23 protein-coding genes are annotated in these 23,890 nt (G+C 60.6%); 18 read left to right on the top strand and 5 right to left on the bottom strand.

Going from position 1 to position 23,890, the window contains the following annotated elements; all coding sequences use genetic code 11:
• Positions 1 to 20 precede the first annotated feature (20 nt).
• Both IFT66_RS11815 and IFT66_RS11810 read left to right on the top strand, forming a co-directional pair.
• Positions 21 to 815 carry a response regulator gene (locus IFT66_RS11815; protein ID WP_062461304.1) on the top strand — a complete coding sequence of 265 codons (795 nt, stop codon included), beginning with the start codon at positions 21 to 23 and terminating at the stop codon, positions 813 to 815.
• 381 nt (positions 816 to 1,196) lie between these two features.
• A complete protein-coding gene (locus IFT66_RS11810) occupies positions 1,197 to 2,138 on the top strand; it encodes an HWE histidine kinase domain-containing protein (protein ID WP_244474087.1) in 942 nt (313 codons plus the stop codon).
• A gap of 414 nt (positions 2,139 to 2,552) precedes the next feature.
• Here IFT66_RS11810 and IFT66_RS11805 read toward each other — a convergent pair whose 3' ends face one another.
• The 3 genes from IFT66_RS11805 to IFT66_RS11795 form a co-directional block, all read right to left on the bottom strand.
• Positions 2,553 to 3,479 carry an ABC transporter permease gene (locus IFT66_RS11805; protein ID WP_092659653.1) on the bottom strand — a complete coding sequence of 309 codons (927 nt, stop codon included), beginning with the start codon at positions 3,477 to 3,479 and terminating at the stop codon, positions 2,553 to 2,555.
• Complete coding sequence (locus IFT66_RS11800; RefSeq protein WP_062582030.1) at positions 3,472 to 4,482, bottom strand: ABC transporter permease; 1,011 nt, start codon at positions 4,480 to 4,482, stop codon at positions 3,472 to 3,474. Before IFT66_RS11800 ends, IFT66_RS11805 begins: the two co-directional genes overlap by 8 nt.
• Positions 4,483 to 4,652: 170 nt before the next feature.
• Complete coding sequence (locus tag IFT66_RS11795; protein WP_192077698.1) at positions 4,653 to 6,362, bottom strand: peptide ABC transporter substrate-binding protein; 1,710 nt, start codon at positions 6,360 to 6,362, stop codon at positions 4,653 to 4,655.
• Positions 6,363 to 6,683: 321 nt separating this feature from the next.
• Here IFT66_RS11795 and IFT66_RS11790 point away from each other — a divergent pair, with 321 nt between their 5' ends.
• The 13 genes from IFT66_RS11790 to IFT66_RS11730 all read left to right on the top strand — a co-directional run bounded on the left by IFT66_RS11790 (position 6,684) and on the right by IFT66_RS11730 (position 20,117).
• Entirely contained in the window at positions 6,684 to 7,847 is a 1,164-nt protein-coding gene (locus IFT66_RS11790; protein WP_192077697.1) for a M20 aminoacylase family protein, read from the top strand.
• A gap of 76 nt (positions 7,848 to 7,923) precedes the next feature.
• Positions 7,924 to 9,771: an ABC transporter ATP-binding protein gene (locus IFT66_RS11785; RefSeq protein WP_192077696.1), complete on the top strand. Its 1,848-nt coding sequence runs from the start codon at positions 7,924 to 7,926 to the stop codon at positions 9,769 to 9,771.
• 99 nt (positions 9,772 to 9,870) lie between these two features.
• Entirely contained in the window at positions 9,871 to 10,065 is a 195-nt protein-coding gene (locus IFT66_RS11780) for a hypothetical protein (RefSeq protein WP_192077992.1), read from the top strand.
• A 12-nt stretch (positions 10,066 to 10,077) separates the two neighbouring features.
• A complete protein-coding gene (locus IFT66_RS11775; RefSeq protein WP_192077695.1) occupies positions 10,078 to 10,335 on the top strand; it encodes a type II toxin-antitoxin system Phd/YefM family antitoxin in 258 nt (85 codons plus the stop codon).
• A 9-nt stretch (positions 10,336 to 10,344) separates the two neighbouring features.
• The gene (locus IFT66_RS11770; protein WP_113167286.1) at positions 10,345 to 10,791 is read left to right on the top strand and encodes a type II toxin-antitoxin system PemK/MazF family toxin; all 447 of its coding nucleotides are present in this window, start codon (positions 10,345 to 10,347) and stop codon (positions 10,789 to 10,791) included.
• A 74-nt stretch (positions 10,792 to 10,865) separates the two neighbouring features.
• The gene (locus tag IFT66_RS11765) at positions 10,866 to 11,819 is read left to right on the top strand and encodes a sugar-binding transcriptional regulator (protein WP_062461275.1); all 954 of its coding nucleotides are present in this window, start codon (positions 10,866 to 10,868) and stop codon (positions 11,817 to 11,819) included.
• 153 nt (positions 11,820 to 11,972) lie between these two features.
• Complete coding sequence (locus IFT66_RS11760) at positions 11,973 to 13,289, top strand: ABC transporter substrate-binding protein (protein ID WP_113111925.1); 1,317 nt, start codon at positions 11,973 to 11,975, stop codon at positions 13,287 to 13,289.
• A 177-nt stretch (positions 13,290 to 13,466) separates the two neighbouring features.
• Entirely contained in the window at positions 13,467 to 14,339 is an 873-nt protein-coding gene (locus IFT66_RS11755; RefSeq protein ID WP_062461269.1) for a carbohydrate ABC transporter permease, read from the top strand.
• Between the two features lie 11 nt (positions 14,340 to 14,350).
• Positions 14,351 to 15,175: a carbohydrate ABC transporter permease gene (locus IFT66_RS11750; RefSeq protein WP_192077694.1), complete on the top strand. Its 825-nt coding sequence runs from the start codon at positions 14,351 to 14,353 to the stop codon at positions 15,173 to 15,175.
• 11 nt (positions 15,176 to 15,186) lie between these two features.
• Positions 15,187 to 16,191 (top strand): ABC transporter ATP-binding protein, encoded by a 1,005-nt coding sequence (locus tag IFT66_RS11745; RefSeq protein WP_062461262.1) that lies wholly within the window; start codon positions 15,187 to 15,189, stop codon positions 16,189 to 16,191.
• 45 nt (positions 16,192 to 16,236) lie between these two features.
• Complete coding sequence (locus IFT66_RS11740) at positions 16,237 to 17,721, top strand: mannitol dehydrogenase family protein (RefSeq protein ID WP_192077693.1); 1,485 nt, start codon at positions 16,237 to 16,239, stop codon at positions 17,719 to 17,721.
• A 19-nt stretch (positions 17,722 to 17,740) separates the two neighbouring features.
• A complete protein-coding gene (locus IFT66_RS11735; protein ID WP_192077967.1) occupies positions 17,741 to 18,451 on the top strand; it encodes an HAD-IA family hydrolase in 711 nt (236 codons plus the stop codon).
• Positions 18,452 to 18,524: 73 nt separating this feature from the next.
• Complete coding sequence (locus tag IFT66_RS11730) at positions 18,525 to 20,117, top strand: FGGY-family carbohydrate kinase (RefSeq protein ID WP_192077692.1); 1,593 nt, start codon at positions 18,525 to 18,527, stop codon at positions 20,115 to 20,117.
• Positions 20,118 to 20,125: 8 nt separating this feature from the next.
• Here the strand turns inward: IFT66_RS11730 and IFT66_RS11725 are convergent, their stop codons facing one another.
• Positions 20,126 to 20,776, bottom strand: a complete 651-nt coding sequence (locus IFT66_RS11725; protein WP_192077691.1) for an NAD(P)H-binding protein — start codon at positions 20,774 to 20,776, stop codon at positions 20,126 to 20,128.
• A gap of 139 nt (positions 20,777 to 20,915) precedes the next feature.
• Here IFT66_RS11725 and IFT66_RS11720 point away from each other — a divergent pair, with 139 nt between their 5' ends.
• Positions 20,916 to 21,644, top strand: a complete 729-nt coding sequence (locus tag IFT66_RS11720; protein ID WP_192077690.1) for a sulfate transporter family protein — start codon at positions 20,916 to 20,918, stop codon at positions 21,642 to 21,644.
• Here the strand turns inward: IFT66_RS11720 and nth are convergent.
• The gene (nth, locus tag IFT66_RS11715; protein ID WP_192077689.1) at positions 21,626 to 22,396 is read right to left on the bottom strand and encodes an endonuclease III; all 771 of its coding nucleotides are present in this window, start codon (positions 22,394 to 22,396) and stop codon (positions 21,626 to 21,628) included. The genes IFT66_RS11720 and nth overlap by 19 nt on opposite strands.
• 21 nt (positions 22,397 to 22,417) lie before the next feature.
• Between nth and IFT66_RS11710 the strand changes: the two genes are divergently transcribed.
• Together IFT66_RS11710 and IFT66_RS11705 are read left to right on the top strand one after the other, a co-directional pair.
• Entirely contained in the window at positions 22,418 to 22,915 is a 498-nt protein-coding gene (locus IFT66_RS11710; RefSeq protein ID WP_113167014.1) for a DUF2244 domain-containing protein, read from the top strand.
• 66 nt (positions 22,916 to 22,981) lie between these two features.
• A complete protein-coding gene (locus tag IFT66_RS11705) occupies positions 22,982 to 23,878 on the top strand; it encodes a methylated-DNA--[protein]-cysteine S-methyltransferase (RefSeq protein ID WP_192077688.1) in 897 nt (298 codons plus the stop codon).
• Positions 23,879 to 23,890: the final 12 nt, after the last annotated feature.

Raw genomic sequence — 23,890 nt, 5'->3', positions numbered from 1 at the left:
GTCCCGGGGAGTATTTTTTTATGTCACTGACCTCACGCGTTGCGTCTCATCTTCCATATCTGCGCCGCTATGCGCGGGCCGTTACCGGATCGCAGACATCGGGAGACGCCTATGTCGCGGCGGTCCTCGAGGCCCTGATCGCGGACGTCTCCATCTTTCCGGAGTCGTCTAAGGATCGTGTATCGCTTTACAAACTGTTTGTCGCAATTTTTGGTTCCACTTCAATCGAGATCCGGCCGATCGACTCGCCGTTTGCTTGGGAACAGCGCGCAGCGGCTAACCTTTCGAACCTTCCGTCGCAGTCCCGTCATGCCTTCCTTCTGATTTCGGTCGAAGGCTTCACGATCGAGGAAGCGGCTGAGGTTCTCGATATCAGCGTTGGTGAAGTGAACAAGCTTCTCGATGAAGCCTCGCGCGAAATTTCCCGCCAGGTCGCGACCGATATCATGATCATCGAAGACGAGCCGCTGATCGCGCTCGACATCGAGCAGATGGTACAGGACCTTGGTCACCGCGTCACGGGTATCGCCCGTACCCACAAGGAAGCGGTATCGCTGTTCCAGACATCGCAGCCGAAGATGGTTCTCGCCGATATCCAGCTGGCGGACGGAAGCTCCGGCATCGACGCGGTCAACGAGATCCTGAAGTCCTCCAATGTCCCTGTGATCTTCATCACGGCATTCCCGGAGCGTCTGCTGACCGGCGAGCGGCCTGAGCCTGCTTTCCTCGTCACCAAGCCTTTCAATCCGGATATGGTGAAGGCTCTGATCAGCCAGGCCTTGTTCTTCAATGACGCGGTTAAGGCTGCTGCCTGATCTATCTGCCATCGATCGATTTTAGGCAGGAACAAACCCCAAAGAGAGGCGTTCTGGGATATCGGAACGCCCCGCTTGCTTTCCCGTTATGATGCCGAGCGATGTCTTCCCTTGATTTAAGGCGTCCGTGGGATACTTACCTGCGGATATTGAAAAAGAGATTTGGCCTGGTTGGTACGTCTCGTTAGAGCTAAGGATTACCAAAGGGTTGGGTTGTTTCGACAAGACCGACACTTTATAAGATTTTGAACTTGAATGAGTTGCGGAAGTCTATATTCAGACTTCCGTTCGCCTGGAAGTCGCAACGGAGTTTACCAAGTGACGCATCCGCTGACATGGCAGCAAGCTGGTCAGAGTGATGACAAGTTGCGTGAGTTTTTCATGCCAGCGCTGATTGATCTCGGCGCATGCATCATTATCCAGGACACCCAGCAGAATTACCTTCTCGTTGCCAACCTGCCTCAGGTCTGGTCGCTTCAAGGCGTGGACGCGCCAAGCGATGCAAGCCTGTTCGGCGACGACGTGGCTGCGAAACTCCACACGCTGAAATCGGAAATGACCGAGCTTGGCCGCAAAGGCCATATCGAGGTCACGGCGGGTTCGGACCAGGTCTTCGAATTCCGCGTCCAGGCCGTCGGCGTCGAAGGCGGGAACCTGCATCTGGTCACCACGATCAATGACCGTTCGGAAGAGCGGCATCGTGAGCGGTTGCTCCGGGCCTTGCTGCGCGAAGTCAGTCACCGCTCCAAGAACCTGCTTGCGATCATCCAGAGCATCGCGCTGCAGACGGCGCGCTATTCAGGGTCGCTCGATCTTTTCCTGCACAAGTTCCGGGGGCGGCTCTATTCGCTGTCGCAGAGTCAGGACCTGATCACCGATTCGAGTTGGCGCGGCGCCTATCTGTTCGATCTGGTTCAACAACAGACCGAAAAGTATCTTCCCGACAACAAGCATCTCGTCCGCATGGGCGGTGACAACGTCCTGCTGACGCCCAATGCATCGCTGCATGTGGGGCTGGCGCTGCACGAGCTGGTGGTCAACGCCGTCAGTCACGGCTCCGTCATGCGCAGCCGCCTGCCGATCGAAGTGGCGGCCAACCGGGTGCACGTGGATGGGCATGACGTTCTTGAGATCGTCTGGGACGAGGCGTTGATAGAAAACGACAGCGTCGACGTCAGCGAGGATGGGATGCGATCGCATTTCGGCAGCACGGTTCTCGAACGGGTGGTACCTGCGTCCGTCAACGGAAAGGCACGATATGTGATCTCCAACGATCGCATACAGTACCGCCTGAGCTTTCCGCTCGAAGGCGCCAGCGACTGAAGGTCGGGCCTACCAATTCCTCACATGACGCGAAGGCCCGATGATCGAAGCATCGGGCTGTTCGCGAATGTCGAGCCACCGGGATAGCCCCATGCGGGGCTCGTTGCTCGGCGCAATGTTTTCACGTCACAAGGGAACAAGTCGTGCCGGCGATAGCGGCTGCCCAAAACGGAGCTGGCTCGGTTCCACTAGGGAGCCGAGCCAGTTCTTCTCTTCGAGGGGGATTGAAGAGTATGTCCGAAGGCTCTTTGTAGGGCGGGGGACGGGGGGTCGCCTTCAGACATCAGTAGAACGGGCGTCCGGGAATTAGGTTCCGGCAGATTTTCAAAAAATCGAAGAAAAAATGAGAGCGGACGACGCAACGGGAAACGGCGGCTTTCGCCGCCGTTCCGGGTCGTATCTGGAGCGTTGAAATCAGCGCTTCAGGGTTCTTGGATCGAGCGCATCGCGGATTGCATCGCCCATGTAGTTGACGCTCAGAACCGTTGCAGAAATCGCAAGGCCTGGCCATAGCACGCGTGATGGCGTCAGCTGCAGGAAGTTGGCGCCGTCAAACAGCAATCGTCCCCAGGTCGGGAAATCCGACGGGAAGCCGAGGCCGAGGAAGGACAGCGACGATTCCGTGATGATGGCCGAGGCAATGCCGAGCGTCGCAGACACCATGATCGAGGACAGGACGTTGGGCAGAATATGCCGAAGCACGATCCGGTATTCCCGCATGCCGCTCGATTTCGCCGCCAGGATGAATTCCTGGCTTTTGACCGCAAGCACATCGCCACGCACGATACGTGCCGTGTGCATCCAGCTCGTGACGCCGATGACGACCACGATCAGGATGAAGATGCCGGTCTCCGGTCCGAAGGCTGCGCGCAGCGTATCGCGGAACAGAAGCAGGATCACGAGCAGAAGCGGCAGAAGCGGCAGGGCCAGGAACAGGTCCGTCAACCGCATCAACGGCCCATCCAGCCTGCGGAAGTAGCCCGAGAGGACCCCCACCAGCGTGCCAAGGAAGAGCGCGAGCAGCATGGCGGTGATGCCGACCGCAAGCGAGATGCGGCCGCCGGCCAGAACCTGGGCCAGCATGTCCTTGCCGAGATTATCGGTTCCGAACGGATGCGCCAGCGACGGCCACTGGTTCTTCTCGCGGATGTTCAGCTGGTTGGGCGCGACCCTGTGGATATAGGGGCCGACATAGACAGCCAGAACGATGAAGGTGAAGACGATGAGGCCGGCGACGCCGCCCTTATGCGCTCGGAACTGCCGCCACATGTCGGCCATCGCGGAGCGTGTTGGGGATGACGCCCTGGCGGGTGCGGGGTTTGCGATTGTCGCGTCAGTCATACCGGATCCTCGGGTCAAGAATGCCGTAGAGAACGTCGGCGATTAGGTTGAAGAGTACGATCAGCACCGCGAAGATGAAGGTCAGTGTCTGAACGAGAGGAATATCGGCGCCCTGGACGGCGACGATCAGCAATTGGCCCAGCCCGTTCACGCGGAAGATCTGTTCGGTGATGATGGCGCCGGAGAAGATCGTGGGTACGCCGAGCGCAATCACCGTCACGACCGGGATCAGGCTGTTGCGCAGAACGTGGACGAGCAGCACGACGTTTTCCTTGACGCCCTTGGCGCGGGCGGTGCGGACATAATCCTGATGCAGGTTGTCGAGCATGGATGCGCGCACGAAGCGGGTGATCTGCGACGCGTTGTAAAGCGCCAGAACCGCCACCGGCATTGCCATCTGCTTTGCCTGCGCGACGAAGGTGGCAAAGCTCGTGACCTGCAGATTGGTGTCGTAGACCGATGGGAACCATTGCAGGTAGGACGAGAAGATAACGATCAACAGCACACCGGTGAAGAATGTGGGCACAGAATAGCCAACCATCGATACGAACGTGCCGACCTGGTCGAAGATCGAATACTGCTTGTAGGCGGAGATGACGCCGATCGGAACGGCGATCAGAATGCCGAACAGATAGGCGAGGCCAACGACCCAGAGCGTCTGCGGCAGGCGCTGCACAATGAGGTCGACGACAGGGCTCCGGGTTGCCCAGGACAGGACACGCATGCGCTGACCATCGCCGAACTGCCAGCCTGTCAGACGTTCGAGAATATTCAGCGGCTCGTTGATGAAGAACTGCTGCAGCCAGTAGAGATAGCGCAGGAGGAAGGGCTGATCCATGCCGAGCGAGGCACGGATCTGTGCGCGGACTTCCGGCGGGATCGTCAGGGGCAGGTCGCCAGTCGGATCGTTTGGTGCCAGATCGAGCAGCGCGAAGATGACGAAGCTGATGATCAGCAGGGTCGGTATTGCGAAGAACAATCGTCGCAACGTGTATGTGAACATGTACGAATTTCTCCAGACGACGCCGGATCATGCCGCAGAATGCGGTGATAGGGCGCGAAGTCCTGATGTGCCGCATCAGATTTTCCCGGGCCGATGAGCCCCGGGAAGATCATGCCATACGAAGAGTGAGACAGAGCGCCGGCAACCGCTGAGGGTTGCCGGCTGTCTCCTTACTTCTTGCGCGACCAGTCTGCGATGTTCCAGACCTGGCTGTCCCAGGAGTTCATCTTGATGCCGTCGAGCGTGAGCGCGAAGGACGACTGGTCACCGCGGTGGACGAGCGCGATATGTGCGCCTTCCTCGGTCAGCATGTCGTTGAGCTGCTTGGCGATTGCTGCGCGCTTGTCGAGATCGGCGGTTCTGGACAGTTCGCTGACCAGCTTGTCGTAGTCAGGGTTGCAGTAGCGCGGGATGTTCTGCCCCTGCCAGCCGTTTGCCGGGCCGGGGATCTTGTCGCACAGCCATTCCGCCATGTACTTTTCAGGATCGGTGCCATCGAAGTTGTTGGTGTACATTTCAACGTCGGCATAGAACTTCTGGAACGTGTCCGGGCTTGCCGGGTCGCCACCGAAGAAGACGGAGGCAGACGCGTTGCGGAGTTCCGCATCAACGCCGATTTCCGCCCACATCGCCTTTACCAGTTCCTGGGTCGCCTGGCGAACCGAGTTGGTCGAGGTGGAGTAGAGGTAGGAAAGGCGTACGCCATCCTTGGCGCGGATGCCGTCAGCACCCTTCTTCCAGCCGGCATCTTCGAGCAGCTTGTTGGCGCCCTCGATATCCTGCTTCAGGCACCAGCTGTCGTTCTTGGTGGAAGCAACGACTTCCGGAGCGGGCAGGATGTTGCAGGTGGCCCTGCCGGACTGGCCGTAGCCGGCCTCGACGATGATGTCGCGGTCGATGGCAAGCGACAGTGCACGGCGAACGGCCGGATCCTTGAGCGACGGATGCGGGCCGGCTTCCTTGGTGGAGCGCTTGGCGCCCAGCGAAGGATCTGCATTGAAGTGGTTGAGGTTGATACGCTCGACCTGGGTGCCGAACGAGATTTCAAGACGGCCCTTGCCGGCAGCGAGCATGGTCTGCAGCACTTCAGGCTCGACCTGGGCATTCCAGGCGTAATCGTATTCGCCGGTTTCAAGCACGGCGCGGGCAGCAGAGGCAGCGTCGCCGCCACCCTTCAGGGTGATCGACGCGAAGGCTGGCTTTGCCGGATCGCGGTAGTTCGGGTTGGCCTTGAAGGTGATGACGTCGTTCGGCTTGAAATCGGCGACCATGAAGGCGCCGGTGCCGATCGGACCGAAGTTGGCGGCCGTGCAGCCGGGAGCCTTGGCGCCGACGCAATCCTTGAACTGCTTGGCCTGGATGACCGGCGACTGGGCGCCCACAAAAGCCGAATAGGGGTAGGGCTTCGGCTCGGTAAAGGTGATCTTGACGGTGTTCGGGTCGATCGCCTCGACGTTCTTGACGCCTTCGTACTGAGCCGCCTGGGCGCAGCCGCCATCCGGCGCCGTGCAGTATTTCCAGGTGAAGATCACGTCTTCAGCGGTAAACGCCGTGCCGTCGGACCATTTGACGCCCGGCTTGATCTTCCAGGTCATGCTGAGAAGGTCTTTTGCCACGCCGCCGTTTTCAACCGTTGGGATCTCGGTCACGAGCCACGGAACCAGTTCACCCTTCTCGTCGTAGCGGGCGAGGGGCTCAATCACGATCGAGGACGCATAGACTTCCTTCGTGCCGGCCGAAAGATACGGATTCAGCGTGGAAACCGCCTGCCAGAACAGGGCCTTCAGGTCTCCGTCGGTGCCGCGCTCGGCGTGGGCTGCGGTGCCACCCAGGGCGAGCACGGCCACCGTGCCGACCAATAGGTGCTTCAACTTCTTCATGCTGCTATTCCCCTTGATGTTGATTTGTCTCGATTTTAGTGCCCGGATCGCCCGTTTGCCGGTGTCGATGCCGTCGAGCTGCATGGCGCCCTGTCTTCCCTGGCGCGTCGCAGATTAGAATTCCCGCATCCTCCTGAAAAGTAAGTCGTATATTACATTTGATACCCGCAATATGCCGAGGTGATCAAATTTTGAGCCATCTAAGCATAGGCCTATTTTGTGTTCAAGGGCGAAAATTGACGCTTGCAAATTCAAACGAAGCCGTCGCAATATCCAAGCCTTCGAGACCAGAAATGCTAAGAAATCTAAAGGATTGTCCAAATGCCTGTCATCAATCGCGTCGCCGAAATGCAGGATCAGGTTGCAGAATGGAGACGCCATCTGCACGAGAATCCGGAGCTTCTCTACGACGTTCACTACACATCCGCCTTCGTTGCCGAGAAGCTGAAAGCCTTCGGTTGCGACGTGGTTGAGAGCGGCATCGGCAAGACGGGCGTCGTCGGCATCATCAAGGGCAGCCAGGGCGATGGCCCGGTTATCGGCTTCCGTGCCGACATGGATGCGCTGCCGATTCTTGAGACATCGGGCGTGCCGTGGGCTTCGAAAACACCGGGCAAGGCGCATTCCTGCGGCCATGACGGACATACCGCAATGCTTCTGGGTGCTGCGCAGTATCTTTCCGAAACCCGCAATTTCAAAGGGTCGGTTGCTGTCATCTTCCAGCCCGCCGAAGAAGGCGGCGCGGGCGCGCTTGCCATGATCGAGGACGGCATGATGGACAAGTTTTCCATCAAGGAAGTCTACGGCATGCACAATGCACCGGCGCTCCCGGTCGGCAGTTTCTCGATCCGCAAGGGCGGCATCATGGCGGCGGCCGATACTTTCGAGATCACCATTTCCGGCCGTGGCAGCCATGCCGCCCAGCCGCATCTTTCGATCGACCCGGTACTGACCGCGTCGCACGTGGTGATCGCGCTACAGTCGGTCGTTTCGCGCGAGACGGATCCGCTCAAATCCCTCGTCGTCACCGTCGCTTCCATCCATGGCGGCCAGGCGAGCAACGTCATCCCGGCCTTCGTGACGCTGGCCGGTACCGTGCGCACGCTGCTGCCGGAAACCCGCGACTTTGCCGAAAAGCGCCTGAAGGAAGTGGCTGAGGCAACCGCAATCGCACATGGTGCTACGGCCGAGGTCGTCTACAATCGCGGCTATCCGGTCACCTTCAACCATGACAACGAGACCGATTTTGCCGTCGGGATCGCCTCGAAAGTGGCGGGCCAGGGCAAGGTCGAAGCCAATGCAGCACCGCATATGGGCGCTGAAGACTTTTCCTACATGCTGGAGCAGCGGCCGGGGGCCTTCATCTTCCTCGGCAATGGCGATACCGCCAATCTTCACAACGCGGCCTACGACTTTAACGACGAGGCCATTCCCTACGGCGTGAGCTACTGGGTTTCGCTTGCCGAGACGGCGCTCGCCGCCTGATCGTATCCTCTTCCGACCGGCCCCTCGCGATGCCGCCACCAGTCGCGACGGGGCCGCCCAAATCAAGGAAACATGCATGCTGCTTTCCGGACCTGCGATGGAACAGTCTGGCGGATCGGTCACTCCGGTCCTGTCTGTGAAGAACCTGACGACGTCGTTCAAGGTGAACGACGAATGGAAGACGGTTGTGCGCAACATCTCGTTTGATGTGGCACCGCGCGAGACGGTTGCGATCGTGGGCGAAAGCGGCTCCGGCAAATCGGTGACGTCGCTGTCGATCATGCGGCTGTTGCAGAAGAATTCGAGCCGGATCGAGGGGCAGGTTTTTCTTCAGGGCAAGGAGCTTCTGGCCCTGCCGGAGGAGGAGATGCGGCGGGTGCGCGGCAACGACATCTCGATGATCTTCCAGGAGCCGATGACCTCGCTCAATCCGATCTTCCCGATTGGAAAGCAGATCGCAGAGGCGCTGACGGTTCACACCAACATCTCCAAGGCCGAGGCAAAGGCGGAGGTGATACGGCTTCTCGAGAAGGTTCGCATCCCCAACGCCAAGAGCCGTTTCGACGAATACCCGCACCAGTTTTCCGGCGGCATGCGCCAGCGCGTGATGATCGCCATGGCGCTTGCGGCCAAGCCGAAGCTTCTGATTGCCGACGAGCCGACGACGGCGCTGGACGTGACGATCCAGGGGCAGATCCTCGACCTCATCAAGATGCTGCAGGAAGAAGAGGGCATGTCTGTCCTGTTCATCACCCATGACATGGGCGTTGTGGCGGAAGTGGCTGACCGGACGATCGTGATGTTCCGTGGCGATGCGGTGGAAACCGGCCAGACCGGCGATATTTTCCACCGCGGCCAGCATGCCTACACGCGAGCGCTTCTTTCGGCCGTGCCGCGGCTGGGCTCGATGGGGCAGAGCAAGCTGCCGATGCGGTTTCCGCTGATCGATGTCAACACAGGCGAACAGCAGGTTCTGGGCGAAGTGTTCGACACGGTTGCCAAGGGCAAGACGCCGATCCTCGACGTGAAGGACCTGACGACGCGGTTCGACATCCATTCCGGCCTTCTCGGACGCAAGTCCGGGGCAGTGCATGCGGTGGAAAAGGTCTCGTTCGATCTCTATGCCGGCGAAACGCTTGCGCTGGTGGGTGAATCCGGTTGCGGCAAGTCGACCACCGGACGATCCGTGACGCGGCTGATCACGCCGACCAGCGGTACCGTTCAGGTGGACGGCTACGACGTGATGAGCCTCGACCAGCATGCGCTTCGAACCATGCGCCGGTCGATCCAGATGGTGTTCCAGGATCCGTTCGCCTCGCTCAACCCCCGCATGAGCGTGGGGTCTGCCGTCGCCGAACCGTTTATCGAACACAAGCTCGGCACCAAGGCACAGGCGCGCGAAAAGGCGGCGAACCTTCTCGAAAAGGTCGGACTTTCGGCCGACATGATGCGGCGCTTTCCGCACGAATTTTCCGGCGGCCAGCGGCAGCGCATCGCGATCGCCAGAGCTTTGATGCTCGATCCGAAGGTGATCGTTGCCGACGAAGCGGTGTCGGCGCTGGACGTGTCGATCAAGGCGCAGGTCTGCAATCTACTGCTCGACCTGCAACAGTCTCTCAACCTCGCCTTCCTGTTCATCTCCCACGACATGGCCGTGGTGGAGCGCGTGAGCCACCGGGTGGCGGTGATGTATCTGGGCGAAATCGTCGAGATCGGCCCGCGCGCGGCGGTGTTTGAAAACCCGCAGCATCCCTACACGAAGAAGCTGATGTCGGCGGTGCCGGTGCCGGATCCCTCGCGACGCCGGATCAAGCGCAACCTTTCCACCGAAGAGATCAAGAGCCCGATCAGATCGGTCGATTTCGTGCCGCCGGTGCGGGAATATCGCGAAGTCGGCGCAGGCCACGTCGTGCAGGTGGCCTGACGTCGGACGGCCCGGAACGAACGCGAAGGCGGCGCCAACTGGGGCGCCGCCTCGCATCTATCATTTGTCGGATTTCGCGATCTGCAGTATGATGGCTGCATGAGCGACAGGGATGATATCCGCCAGCGGACACTGGAAGCAGCGCATTTGCAGATGATCGAGGGTAACCCTCTCGACGCTGACGACTTAGCCATGTTCGAAATGTTCGATCGGGAGGGTTTTTCGCCGGATCAGGCAATTGCCTATGTCGCCAGCAGGATTCGAGTGCAAGCCGATATGAAAAACAAACAATAGGACAGATCGTACATGGTCACGATCACAGCCAGCCAGTTGCAGGATGACTTCGAGCGTTATCTCGATCTGGCGCAGCGTGAGCCCGTCTCGATAGAGAAGAAGGGCGAGGACAGCGTCGTCATCATGTCTGCTGAAGAATACAAACGGCTCAAGGTTTATGATGACAGGCAAGCCGTTTATCCATGGGAATTGCCAGACGAGGTCATTGCCGCCCTGGATTTGGTTGAAATTCCGGAAGAAACAGCTCGGTTCGATCATGAATACAAGTAAAGGAGGGCTCTGCTGACTTCAGAGCCCCGCCCAGGTCTTGTTATTCGGTACGCTTATCTGTGGCGGAACGAGGTCCTCCGTGGGCAGGAGGAGGGAAAAGATCGGCCCTGCGCTGTTGTGCTGGCGGTCAGATCTGAAGCAGGTCGGTTACTCTTATATGTCGCGCCGATCACGCACAGCCCGCCGACAGATATGAAGTATGCGGTTGAGCTGCCACCAGAAACCAAACGGCGTCTTGGCCTAGACGCGCAACCTTCCTGGGTGAAAACAGACGATCTCAACGTATTCACATGGCCTGGGCCAGACGTGCGGCCGGTCGGACGAGGCCAGGGCTTCGCCTACGGCTTTCTTCCGAAAGCCATGATGATCGATGTTCTTGACGGAATACGTCAATCAATTCGCGATGGACGGGCGAAAGCGGTCAATCGCGACGTCGCCGTCAAAGCGGAGGAATGACACTCCTTCCCCATCGCCATTTGACAGCCCCTCAAAAAACATGTCAGCAAATCGACCAGAGGAGATTTACTGCCATGGCTAAGCGGAGTGACACCCAAGGCCGGCTCGACGATGCTGCGCGCGCGGGCTGGCTCTATTACGTCGCGGGGAGGACCCAGGACGAGATCGCCAATGCCATGGGCATTTCCCGCCAGTCGGCCCAGCGGCTCGTGTCGCTTGCGGTTGCCGAGCGGTTGATCAAGGTCCGGCTCGACCATCCGATCTCCGCCTGTCTCGAACTCGCTGAAGGGCTGCGCAAGAAATACGATCTCAAGCATGCGGAAATCGTGCCAAGCGATCCGGGCGGCAGCTCGTCCACCGTCGGCATTGCCGAAGCCGGGGCGGGCGAGATCGAGCGCTGGCTGAAACGGCCGGATCCGATCATCATCGCCGTCGGGACAGGTCGGACGCTGAAAGCCGCTGTCGATCAGCTGCCGCCGATGGAATGCCCGCAGCACCGTATCGTGTCGCTGACCGGCAATATCGGGCCGGACGGGTCGGCCGCCTATTACAACGTCATCTTCTCGATGGCCGATGCCATCAAGGCGCGGCATTTTCCCATGCCGCTGCCGGTCCTTTGTGCCTCCATCGAGGAGCGCGACACGCTGCATGACCAGGCGCTCGTGCGCTCGACACTTGCGCTCGGGGCACAAGCCGACGTCACCTTTGTCGGGATCGGCGAACTCGGCGTCGATGCGCCGCTTTGCGTCGACGGATTTCTGGATCGCGACGAAATGGTGTCGCTGGTGGATCGCGGTGCCGCGGGTGAAATTTGCGGCTGGATTTACGATCAGCAGGGTGAGTTGCTCGACAGTGCCGTCAACGGCCGGGTGGCCTCCGTGCCGATCCCGTCGCGCGAGACCTGCTGTGTCATTGGCATTGCCCAAGGCAAGAAGAAGTGGGTCGCCATGCGCGCAGCCCTGAAAGGCGGACTGCTCAACGGCATCATCACCGACGAGGCCGCAGCGCGGTATCTGCTTACTGCTTAAGCGCGGCAGATAGAATTCTGCCTGAAATTTCAGTGAATTGTCGCTTTCGGTTGCATCGCAGCGATGAATTCCCATTGACTTGCGCTAGCTTTATGTGGGTAATTGCCCATGAGCAAAGCGAATGCTCGCATTCCATCTTCTCGGGAGGAAGATATGACTATGAAAACTATTCTGCTGGGCGCCTGCTCAGCTCTGGCCTTTGTGGCCACGACTGCATCTGCCGAAACCCTCACCATTGCGACAGTCAACAACGGCGACATGGTCCGCATGCAGGGCCTGACGTCCGAGTTCACCAAGGCGAACCCGGACATCCAGGTCGAGTGGGTCACGCTCGAAGAAAACGTCCTGCGCGAACGCGTGACGACGGATATCGCGGCCGGTGGCGGCCAGTACGACATCGTCACGATCGGCAACTACGAAGTTCCGATCTGGGCCAAGCAGAAGTGGCTTCTGCCGCTCGAAGGTCTCGGCGACAAGTACGACATGGACGACCTGCTGCCGGCGATCCGCGGTGGTCTTTCGGTTGAAAACAAGCTCTATGCGGCACCGTTCTACGGCGAATCCGCCATGATCATGTACCGCAAGGACCTGTTCGAAAAAGCCGGCCTGAAAATGCCGGAAACCCCGACCTGGGAATTCATCGCTGACGCTGCCAAGAAGATGACCGACCGCAAGGCCGACATCAGCGGCATGTGCCTTCGTGGCAAGGCCGGCTGGGGCGAGAACATGGCCTTCGTTTCGGCGCTGACCAACTCGTTCGGCGGACGCTGGTTCGACGAAAACTGGAAGCCGCAGTTCGATCAGCCGGAATGGAAGGCAGCACTTACCTTCTACGCCGACATGATGAAGAATTCCGGCCCGTCGGGCGCTTCTTCCAACGGCTTCAACGAAAACCTGACGCTGTTCCAGCAGGGCAAATGCGGCATGTGGATCGACGCGACCGTCGCTGCATCGTTCGTGTCGAACCCTAAGGACTCCAAAGTTGCCGACAAGGTCGGTTATGCGCTCTTCCCAAGCAAGGAAGGCGTCGCCAACCACGGCAACTGGCTCTGGTCCTGGAACCTTGCCGTTCCGGCATCGTCCAAGAAGGCTGAATCGGCTCAGAAGTTCATCTCCTGGGCAACCAGCAAGGAATACACGACGCTTGTTGCTGCCAAGGAAGGCTGGGCCAACGTTCCTCCGGGCACGCGCACCTCGCTCTACAAGAACGCGGACTACCAGAAGGCCGCCGCCTTCGCAGCTCCGACGCTTGCTGCCATGGACGCTGCCGACATCACCAAGCCAACCGTCAAGCCGGTGCCTTATACCGGTGGCCAGTTCGTCGCGATCCCTGAATTCCAGGCTCTCGGCACCACGGTCGGTCAGTTGTTCTCGGCTGTTGTCGCCGGCCAGTCCACGGTCGATGACGCGCTTGCCGCCGCTCAGGCAACGGCAACCCGCGACATGACCCGCGCCGGTTACATCAAGTAAGCTTGGTCAAGACACTGCTGTCCGGCATCCGTGCCGGGCAGCAGATCACAGGATGACGATTGGATGCTGAACTGCATCTCGCTGTTCCAGCACGCTACCCTATAAAAACAAGATCATGCCTTCGCGTCCTCCTCTGGCCGCGTGCGGCGCGCTTACCTCCGGGGAGGGGCCTCAAAGATGGCAACGCAAAATACCAAGACGTTGGCACGCCTGATGATGGCGCCCTCCGTCATCGTTCTTTTGGTCTGGATGGCCGTACCGCTCGCAATGACGCTGTACTACTCGTTCCAGAACTACAACCTGCTGACGCCGCAGAACGTGAGCTTCGCAGGCTTCTTCAATTACCAGTATTTCTACACCGATCCGGCCTTCTTCCAGTCGATCTGGAACACGATGCTGCTGGTGCTCGGCGTGCTCGGCATTACCGTCATCGGCGGTGTCGCGATCGCGCTTCTGCTCGACCAGCCGATCTTCGGCCAGGGTATCGTGCGCATTCTGGTGATCTCGCCGTTCTTCGTGATGCCGCCGGTGGCGGCCTTGATCTGGAAGAACATGATCATGCATCCGGGCTACGGCGTGCTGGCGGATCTCGCGCGGTTCTTCGGGGTTCAGCCGATCGACTGGTTTGCCCAGTATCCGCTGTTTGCGGTGATCATCATCGTCGCTTGGCAATGGTTGCCGTTTGCGACGCTTATCCTTTTGACGGCGCTTCAGTCGCTCGACAGCGAGCAGCGCGAAGCAGCCGAAATGGATGGCGCCAACTTCTTCAACCGCTTCATCTACCTGACGCTGCCGCATCTTTCGCGCGCGATCACGGTCGTCATCCTGATCCAGACGATCTTCCTGCTCGGCATCTACGCTGAAATCCTGGTCACCACCAATGGCGGTCCGGGCTATGCGTCCACCAACCTCACCTTCCTCATCTACCGCACTGCACGTCTCGGCTATGACGTCGGCGGGGGTGCAGCGGGTGGTATCATCGCCGTCGTGCTTGCCAACATCGTCGCCTTCTTCCTGATGCGCGCCGTCGGCAAGAACCTGGACAAGTAGGAGGAACGATCATGGCTCGCAAAGTAACAACCGGAGCGAAGATCGGCTGGACAATCCTGGCCTGGGTCGTCGCACTCCTGATCTTCTTCCCCATCCTCTACGCGCTGATCACCAGCCTGAAGACGGAGCAGGAAGCGATCGCCGGCTTCAGCCTGATCCCATCGGGCACGCTTGAGAACTACATCACGGTGCAGACGCAGCGCGACTATTTCAAGCCGTTCATGAACTCGGTGATCCTGTCGGTCGGCTCCACCATCCTCGCGCTGATCATCGCGATCCCCGGGGCCTGGGCGATGGCGTTCGCGCCCGGCAAGCGTACCAAGGACATCCTGATGTGGATGCTGTCGACCAAGATGATGCCGGCCGTGGCGGTGCTGCTGCCAATCTTCATCCTGTTCCGCAACTTCGGCCTGCTCGACAGCCGCATCGGCCTCACCATCATGCTGACGCTGATCAACCTGCCGATCGTGGTGTGGATGCTCTACACATACTTCCGCGAAATTCCGGGCGAAATCCTGGAAGCGGCACGGATGGACGGCGCCAACCTGTGGAAGGAAATCGTCTACGTGCTGACGCCGATGGCGGTTCCCGGCATCGCCTCGACGCTGCTCCTCAACGTCATCCTTGCCTGGAACGAAGCGTTCTGGACGATCCAGCTGACCACGACAAACGCGGCTCCGCTGACGGCCTTCATCGCCTCCTTCTCCTCGCCGCAGGGTCTGTTCTGGGCAAAGCTTTCGGCGGCCTCGACCATGGCCATCGCGCCGATCCTCATCCTCGGCTGGTTCAGCCAGAAGCAACTCGTTCGCGGCCTCACGTTTGGCGCGGTTAAGTAAGGATCACTCTTATGGGCAGCATTACTCTTTCCAAAGTCTCGAAGACGTTCGGCGAAGCCAAGGTCATTCCGTCGATCGATCTCGAAATCAACGACGGCGAGTTCGTCGTGTTCGTCGGACCTTCGGGTTGCGGCAAGTCCACGCTTCTGCGTCTCATTGCGGGGCTTGAAGACGTGACCGGCGGCCAGATCAAGATCGACGGTCGCGACGTGACGGACGCCGCTCCGGCCGAACGCGGCCTTGCGATGGTGTTCCAGTCCTATGCGCTGTATCCGCATATGAGCGTGCGCAAGAACATCGCTTTCCCGCTCAAGATGGCGAAGATGGAACAGTCGGCGATCGACAAGAAGGTCGCCGATGCGGCGCACATCCTCAACCTCACCGATTATCTCGAGCGTCGCCCCGGTCAGCTGTCGGGCGGCCAGCGCCAGCGCGTGGCCATCGGCCGTGCGATCGTGCGCGAACCTTCGGCCTTCCTGTTCGACGAGCCGCTCTCCAACCTCGATGCGGCACTGCGCGGCACGATGCGTCTGGAGATCAGCGACCTGCACAACCAGCTGAAGACCACGATGGTCTACGTTACCCACGACCAGATCGAAGCCATGACCATGGCCGACAAGATCGTGGTGCTCAACCGCGGCAATATCGAGCAGGTCGGTTCGCCGCTGGAGCTCTACAAGTCGCCGCGTAATTTGTTTGTCGCGGGCTTTATCGGTTCGCCGAAGATGAACCTGCTGGAAGGTGACTACGCCAAGGCGAAAAACGGCAAGACCGTGGGCGTTCGTCCCGAACATATCGGGCTTTCCAAGGACAGCGGTCTGTGGAAAGGCCGGGTTTCGGTTGCCGAACATCTGGGCGCCGACACGTTCCTGCATCTCGACGTCGATGGTATCGGCCCGATCACGGCGCGTGCCGGCGGCGAGTTCGGCGCGAGCTACGGCGACACGGTCTACCTGACGCCGGATGAAACCAAACTGCATCGCTTCGACGACAAGGGTCTTGCGATCCGGGCCTGAATGATCCCAAAGGCCTGAACAGCAGGCCAATCGGAGTATGAGAAAATGACTGTGAAGCTTTCGTTGGCAACTCTCAAGGATGCCGCAGCGACCGCTGGCGTGCCCACCTACGATCCGAAGACGCTCTCCCCCGGCATCGTGCATTTCGGCGTCGGCAACTTCCACCGCGCCCACCAGGCGATCTACCTGGACGACCTGTTCAACATCGGCAAGGGCCACGACTGGGCCATCATCGGCGCCGGCGTGATGCCGTCCGATGCCGCCATGCGCGACAAGCTGAAGGCGCAGGATTTCCTCACCACCGTCGTGGAGCAGGACAACAACAAGACCGGTGCCCGCGTGACCGCGCCGATGATCGACATCATTGCGCCTGACGACAAGCAGGCGCTGATCGAGAAGCTGGCCGATCCGACCATCCGCATCGTCTCCATGACGATCACCGAGGGCGGCTATTTCATCGACGCGTCCGGCCATTTCAACCCGGCCCATCCGGCTATGGTGGAAGACGGCAGCAACCCTGATGCGCCGAAGACGGTGTTCGGGCTGATCCTTGCCGGCCTCAAGCTTCGCCGTTCGCGCGGCCTTGCGCCGTTCACGATCATGTCCTGCGACAACATTCCGGGCAACGGCCACGTGACGGAAAACACCGTCGTTGGTCTCGCCAAGCTGTCGGATCCGGATTTTGCGACCTGGATCCACGACAATGTCGCCTTCCCGAATTCGATGGTCGACCGCATCACGCCGGCCACCGGTCCGCGCGAAGTCGATATCCTCAAGAATGACTACAATATCGACGATAACTGGCCGGTATTCTGCGAAGAGTTCAAGCAGTGGGTGATGGAAGATCATTTCCCGCTCGGCCGTCCGGCGCTTGAAGAAGTCGGCGTTCAGTTCGTGCCCGACGTCGCGCCCTACGAGCTGATGAAGCTGCGCATCCTCAACGGCGGCCATGCGACGATCGCTTATCCCGGCGAGTTGCTGGACATCCATTTCGTGCACGAGGCAATGGAGCATCCGCTGATCCGGGCCTTCCTTGCAAAGCTCGAGAAGGAAGAGATCATCCCGATCGTGCCGCCGGTTCCAGATACGAGCCTCGACGACTATTTCGACCTGATCGAGCACCGCTTCCTCAACCCGAAGATCGGCGACACCATTCCGCGGCTGGCGCAGGACGGTTCCAACCGCCAGCCGAAGTTCATCCTGCCATCGACCCGCGACCGGCTGGACCAGGGCCTCGATATCGTCGGCCTGTCGCTTGTGTCGGCGCTGTGGTGCCGTTATTTTGCGGGCACGTCGGACAGCGGTCGCCAGATCGTGTTCAATGATACGAGTGCCGAAAAACTGCAGGCCGCAGCGATCAAGGCCAAGGACGATCCTAACGCGTTCCTGGTGTTCGACGAGATCTTCGGCGAGGTCTCTTCCTCGGATCTGTTCCGCAAGCGGTTTGCGCATGCGCTGAAGACGCTATGGACAGAGGGCACGGCCAAGACGCTGCAGCTCTATCTCGACGACCAGCTCGTCAAGGATTGAGGTGAACACCGTGACGGGAATTAGCGCAATCAAACCACGCCATCTCGTGATCTTCGATTGCGACGGCGTCCTTGTCGACAGCGAGCCGTTGTCGGTGCGGGTTCTGGTGGCTGCGCTCAACCGCCACGGTATCGAAATGGCCGAGGAGGAAGCCTATGAGCGCTTCCTCGGCCGCAGCCTGGCGACCATGCGCCAGGTCATGGACGAGGAATACGGTTTCCACACCGGGCCGGAATTTCTCGAGGGTATGCGCACCGATCTCTACAGCCTGTTCAAGGCCGAGCTGAAGCCGATCCCCGGCATCGCCGAAACGCTCGAGGCGCTCGGGCTTCAAGCCTGCGTCGCATCCTCCAGCAATCCCGACCGCATCCGGCTGTCGCTGACGATCACCGGCCTGATCGACAAGCTCGATCCCCATATCTTTAGCGCCACAATGGTGAAGAACGGCAAGCCCGCGCCGGACCTCTTTCTGATGGCAGCAAGCGAAATGGGGTTCGCGCCGGAAGATTGCATCGTCATTGAAGACAGCCCCGCGGGCATCGAGGCGGCCCAGCGGGCGGGCATGGCGTCATTCGCCTTTACCGGCGGATCGCACACCCACACTTCCGGATACCGTGACCGGATCGAGGCGCTATCGCCCGACGTCGTGTTTGACGCGATGCCGGATTTGCTCCACCTTGTCCAAAAATATATCGAGGATCGCAACGGTTCGGTTTCCGCGAACACCTGAAGCTCGGCTTTCAGGCTGGCGGGACGCGACGGGGACAGTCTGCGCGACTTACAGGGACAGGAAACAAATCGGGATGCGTGATTTTCTCGTTGCGGTCGATATCGGCACGGCAAGCGCCCGTGCCGGCGTGTTCGGCCGCGACGGAACGCTGATTGCGAAATCCAAACATCCGATCCTGATGTTCCGCCCACGGGATAAGCACGCCGAACATTCCTCCGAAGACATCTGGTCCGCAACCTGCATCTCCGTGAAAGCGGCGTTGGCCGAGGCTGGGATTTCTGCATCCCAGGTGGGGGCCATCGGCTTTGACGCGACTTGCTCGCTTGTGGCGAGGGACCGCGACGGCGCACCGCTGAGCGTATCTGTCAGCGGCAACGCGCATCAGGATACGATTGTCTGGCACGACCACCGGGCGATCAGTCAGGCGGAGACGCTGTCAAGAAGCGGCCATGCGGTGCTCGATTTCGCCGGGGGATCGATCTCGCCGGAAATGGAAATGCCCAAGCTGATGTGGCTGAAGCAGAACCTTCCAGACAGCTGGAGCCGGGCCGGTTATTTCTTCGATCTTGCCGATTTCCTGACCTGGAAAGCCACAGGTTCCGCGTCGCGTTCGCGCTGCACGCTGACGGCCAAATGGAATTACCTGGCGCATGAGACGCCGGGCTGGAGCGCGGATTATCTGGCGCTTGCCGGGCTCGACGACCTTATTGAGAAGGGCGGTCTGCCGGACGATACGATCGGTGTCGGCGGCTCGATCGGACCGCTCAGCGAAAAGGCGGCGGCCGAACTTGGCCTCGATACCAGCGTTCAGGTCGCGCCGGGAATGATCGACGCTTACGCGGGTGCCTATGGCGTGCTTGGCGGTGTTGGGGCGAAAAGCTTTCCAGGCTCGTCGCTGGAGACGAGCGTTGCGCTGATCGGAGGTACATCGAGCTGCATCGTCGCCTTCACCAGGGAGCCGAAACCCGGTCGCAGCCTTTGGGGCCCGTATTACGAGGCGGTACTGCCCGACCATTGGCTGGTCGAGGGCGGACAGTCGGCGGCGGGCGCTCTGCTCGATCATATCGTCATGATGCACGCAGCCGGCGGCGAGCCGACCACCGATCTGCATGAGAGAATCATCGCCCGAGTCGGCGAGATGCGTGCGGCGGCGGGCGGCGAGGAGATCGCGCCGGATCTGCACATTCTGCCGGATTTTCACGGCAACCGGTCGCCGCTTGCGGACCCGCATGCGACCGGCGTCATCAGCGGATTGACGCTCGATACGTCCTTCGACGGGCTTTGCCGCCGCTATTGGCGGACCTGCGTGTCGATCGCGCTCGGCATCCGTCATATTCTCGATGCGATGGCTGACTTTGGTTACCGGTTCGAGACGCTGCACGTGACCGGCGGGCATGTGAACAACCCGCTGCTGGTGGAACTCTATGCGGATGTCACGGGCTGCAAGGTGGTCATCCCGCACAACCGCGATGCGGTTCTGCTCGGAACGGCCATGGCTGCCGCGGTTGCGGGCGGTCTGCATGGCTCGTTGCTTGATGCCGGACATGCGATGAACAGCGGTGGCAGCGAGCGGCTACCCAGCACGGGACGAGACCTTTATGAGCGCGACTACCGGCGGTTCCTCGCGATGATCCGTCACCGCGAAGAGCTGCGGTCGCTGGACTAAGCTGCAACTCATCCCGAAAGCTGATCCGCCTCGACGATGCGCTCTCCCTTTTCACCGCCGATTGCCGCATCCAGCAGAACTTTTGCCACCACATGGGCCGGGCTGATGCGCAGCCGTCGCGGCAGGATGGGATGGGCGATCTTCAGCGCGATGCTGGCAAGCCGTTCGCCGAGCCGGAATTCGCTGCGGTCGCCACCCAAAAGGCCGGGCCTGACGATGGTGAGCGTGGAAAAGCCGATGGCGCGGATGGCATCTTCAAGCTCGCCCTTGGTGCGCAGGTAAAGCAGGCTGGACTTCGAATTGGCGCCGGTGGACGAGACGAGCGAGAAACGGGTTGCACCTCGTTCATGCGCGCGCCGGGCCGCACCGAGAGGCGTGGCGTAATCCACCAGACGGAAGGCCTCGTCCGATCCCGCCTTTGCCCGGGTGGTGCCGAGCGCCGAAATGACCGCATCGACGGCCCACCAGTCCGCCTCGGGAAGGCCGCGGCTGAGATCGGTGATGGGATTTTCGAGCTTCGGATGGGCGGGCAAGGCGGTCGGAGGCAGCGGCCGGCGGGTGGGCGCGATGACGCGGGTGACCCGGTCGTCCTTGAGCGCCAGTTCGAGGACGTGGCCGCCGACCAGTCCGGTCGCGCCAAGGAGCAGCAGGCTTGTCATGCGGATCTCCGTCACTACCACGTCGGTGCGGGTGTATGCCGTGAGTATACGTTCCTCGCAGCCGGATTCCTATATCCACCGGCGCTTGTTCCCGGGCGATGGTTGACCTACATGCTGCGAGCCTAACCTGGAGACGCCGATGATCCTCGACGCCGCACGCCTATCGCTGATCAACCTGTTTGCGCCCGAGACGAGATCGGCCTTCTGGAAGACGCTGGGGCTGACATTCCTGATCCTGATCGGGTTGTGGTTCGGCTTGCGCGAGCTCTTCGCTCTCTACCTCTGGCCGTGGTTTGCCGCCTTTTTTCCGGATGTGCCTGATTGGACGGGATGGCTGACGCTGTTTGCGGCGATCGCGGCCGGCATCGGACTGGCGCTGGTGCTGGCTCTGCTGATCGCGCCGATCACTGCGCTGATTGCCGGCCTGTTTCTCGACGACGTGGCGGCGGTGATCGAAAAGCGCGACTATCCCGATGACGTGCCGGGCCGGGAAATGCCGCTCGGTCAGGCGATCCTGGGGTCGATCCAGTTTCTCGGCATCGTGATCATCGGCAATATTATCGCGCTGCTTTTGCTGTTCATTCCCGGCGTCAACCTGATTGCGTTCTTCCTGGTGAACGGGTATCTGCTGGGACGGGAATTCTTCGAGTTCGCCGCGATGCGGTTCCGCCCTCCCGCCGAGGCGCGGGCGTTCCGCTCGAAGCATTCCTCAACCGTGTTCATGGCGGGCCTGCTGATCGCCGGCTTCCTGGCGATCCCCTTCGTCAACCTGCTGACGCCGCTGTTTGCGGCCGGGCTGATGGTGCATCTGCACAAGAAGGTATCGAAGCGCGACCCGTCCTTCCGGCTTCAGACGCCGATCACCTGAGGCGGTAGCTCGACCAGCGGTGCTGGGATGGGACAGGTCTTTTCGGGCGACCGACAGAGGTCGGCGATGACGCAGTGCTCGCATTCGGGCTTGCGGGCCTTGCAGGTATAGCGGCCGTGCAGGATCAGCCAGTGATGGGCGTGGAACAGATACTGGTCGGGAATGACCTTCAGGAACTGCTCCTCGACCTCATCCGGCGTTTTACCGGGCGCCATCAGGCAGCGGTTGCCGATGCGAAACACATGCGTGTCGACGGCAAGCGTCGGGATGCCGAAGGCCATGGACATCACCACATTGGCCGTCTTGCGGCCGACGCCCGGCAGGCGCACCAGGTCCTCGCGCGTGCTTGGCACCTCGGATCCGAACTCGTCGATCAGCATGCGACAGAGCGCGATGACGTTCTTGGCCTTGTTGCGGTAGAGGCCGATCGTCCTGATATGGGCGATCACGCCGTCCTCGCCGAGCGCCAGCATCTTTTCCGGCGTGTCGGCAATCTTGAACAGTTCGCGGGTCGCCCTGTTGACGCCGATATCGGTTGCCTGCGCCGACAGCGCCACGGCAACGACGAGCGTAAACGGGTTCACGTGCTCGAGCTCGCCCTTCGGCTCCGGCCGCTGCACCGAGAAGCGGCGGAAGATCTCCACCATTTCGTCAGGCGTATAGGCGGGCTTGAAGCGCTTCGGCTTCCGGCCTTTGGTGGTGCTGCTTTTTGTCGCCGGGGTTTTCGTGGATTTGATTTTCGCAAGGGCCATGACACTGTATAGTCTCGCCCCATGACGGAAATCAACGCGCAGCCGATCGATGAGAAACCGGTCTTTGCAGCCGAACTGACGCCCTATCGGTCGCTTGGCCGACGCGGGTTTTTCGTCGTGCTGTCGATATCGGGTGCCGTCTGCCTGTTCTACGGCCTTTTCTTCCTGGCGACCGGCGCCTGGCCGATCGGGCTGTTCCTCGGTTTTGATTTCCTGCTTCTCTATGGCGCGCTGAAACTCAGCTACCGTTCCGGCCGGCAGCGCGAGGAAGTCACGGTGTCGAGGACCAATCTGTCGATCCGGAAATTTTCACCAACGGGGCGGATGGTGGAGCATCGCTACAACCCGTTTTGGGCGCGATTCAACGTCAGCAGGCACGAGGAATTTGGGATTACGGCGATGCAGGTCTCGGGTGAGGGACGGCAGACCGAAATCGGTTCCTTTCTGAACCCGGACGATCGTGAGAGCTTTGCGAGGGCATTTCGGGGCGCGCTGGCGACCGTCACAAGACGATTGTGACCCCGACAAGAAACGGGTGGCTCTGATGGGATCGAGCGTGCATCTATAGGGCACAGGGAGATTGCCATGAACGCTCTTGCTTCGCTTTCCAGGCCCGACATGTCCGCACCCGGCATCGACGTGACGCCTGATGGCTCCGACTATGAAACCGTGCGGCGTGTCATCGAGATGCTGACGCTCGATTATCGCGCGCAGCCTTCGCTCGAAACGATCGCGGCCGAACTTGGCCAGTCGCCGACGCAGCTGCAAAAGGTGTTCACCCGTTGGGCGGGCCTATCGCCCAAGGCGTTCCTGCAGGCGGTGACGCTCGATCATGCCAAGCGGCTGCTTGGCCAGGAAGGTCTGCCGCTTCTGGAGACGTCCTATGAACTCGGTCTCTCGGGACCCGGCCGCCTGCACGATCTGTTCGTGACCCATGAGGCGATGTCGCCGGGCGAATGGAAGGGAAGGGGCGCGGGTCTGACGATCCGCTACGGGTTCCATCCGTCGCCATTCGGCATGGCGCTGGTCATGGCGACGGAGCGTGGGCTTTCGGGACTAGCGTTCTCCGATCTCGGCGGCGAAAAACCGGCCTTCGAGGACATGGTGAGGCGCTGGCCGAATGCCGCCTATGTCGAGGACAAAGAAGCGACGGCGCCTTATATCGGCCGCATCTTCAACCGGGGCCAATGGTCTGCGGACCGGCCGCTCAACGTCGTTCTGATCGGGACCGATTTTCAGCTCAAGGTGTGGCAAAGCCTGTTGAAGATCCCGTTCGGCAAGGCGGTCACCTATTCCGCCGTCGCCTCCGATATCGGCCAGCCGACGGCAAGCCGGGCAGTGGGTGCCGCAATCGGCGCCAACCCGATCTCCTTCGTCGTGCCCTGCCACCGGGCTGTGGCGAAGAACGGGGCTTTGACCGGGTATCACTGGGGTCTGACCCGCAAGCGGGCGATCCTGGGCTGGGAGACAGGCAACGCCTGAGCCGCACAGTCC

Origin of the sequence: Rhizobium sp. CFBP 13726 (genome assembly GCF_014841925.1) — a bacterium.
In the GTDB taxonomy this organism is placed as follows: Bacteria; Pseudomonadota; Alphaproteobacteria; order Rhizobiales; family Rhizobiaceae; genus Neorhizobium; species Neorhizobium soli.
This window is presented reverse-complemented; position numbering and strand designations above follow the sequence as displayed.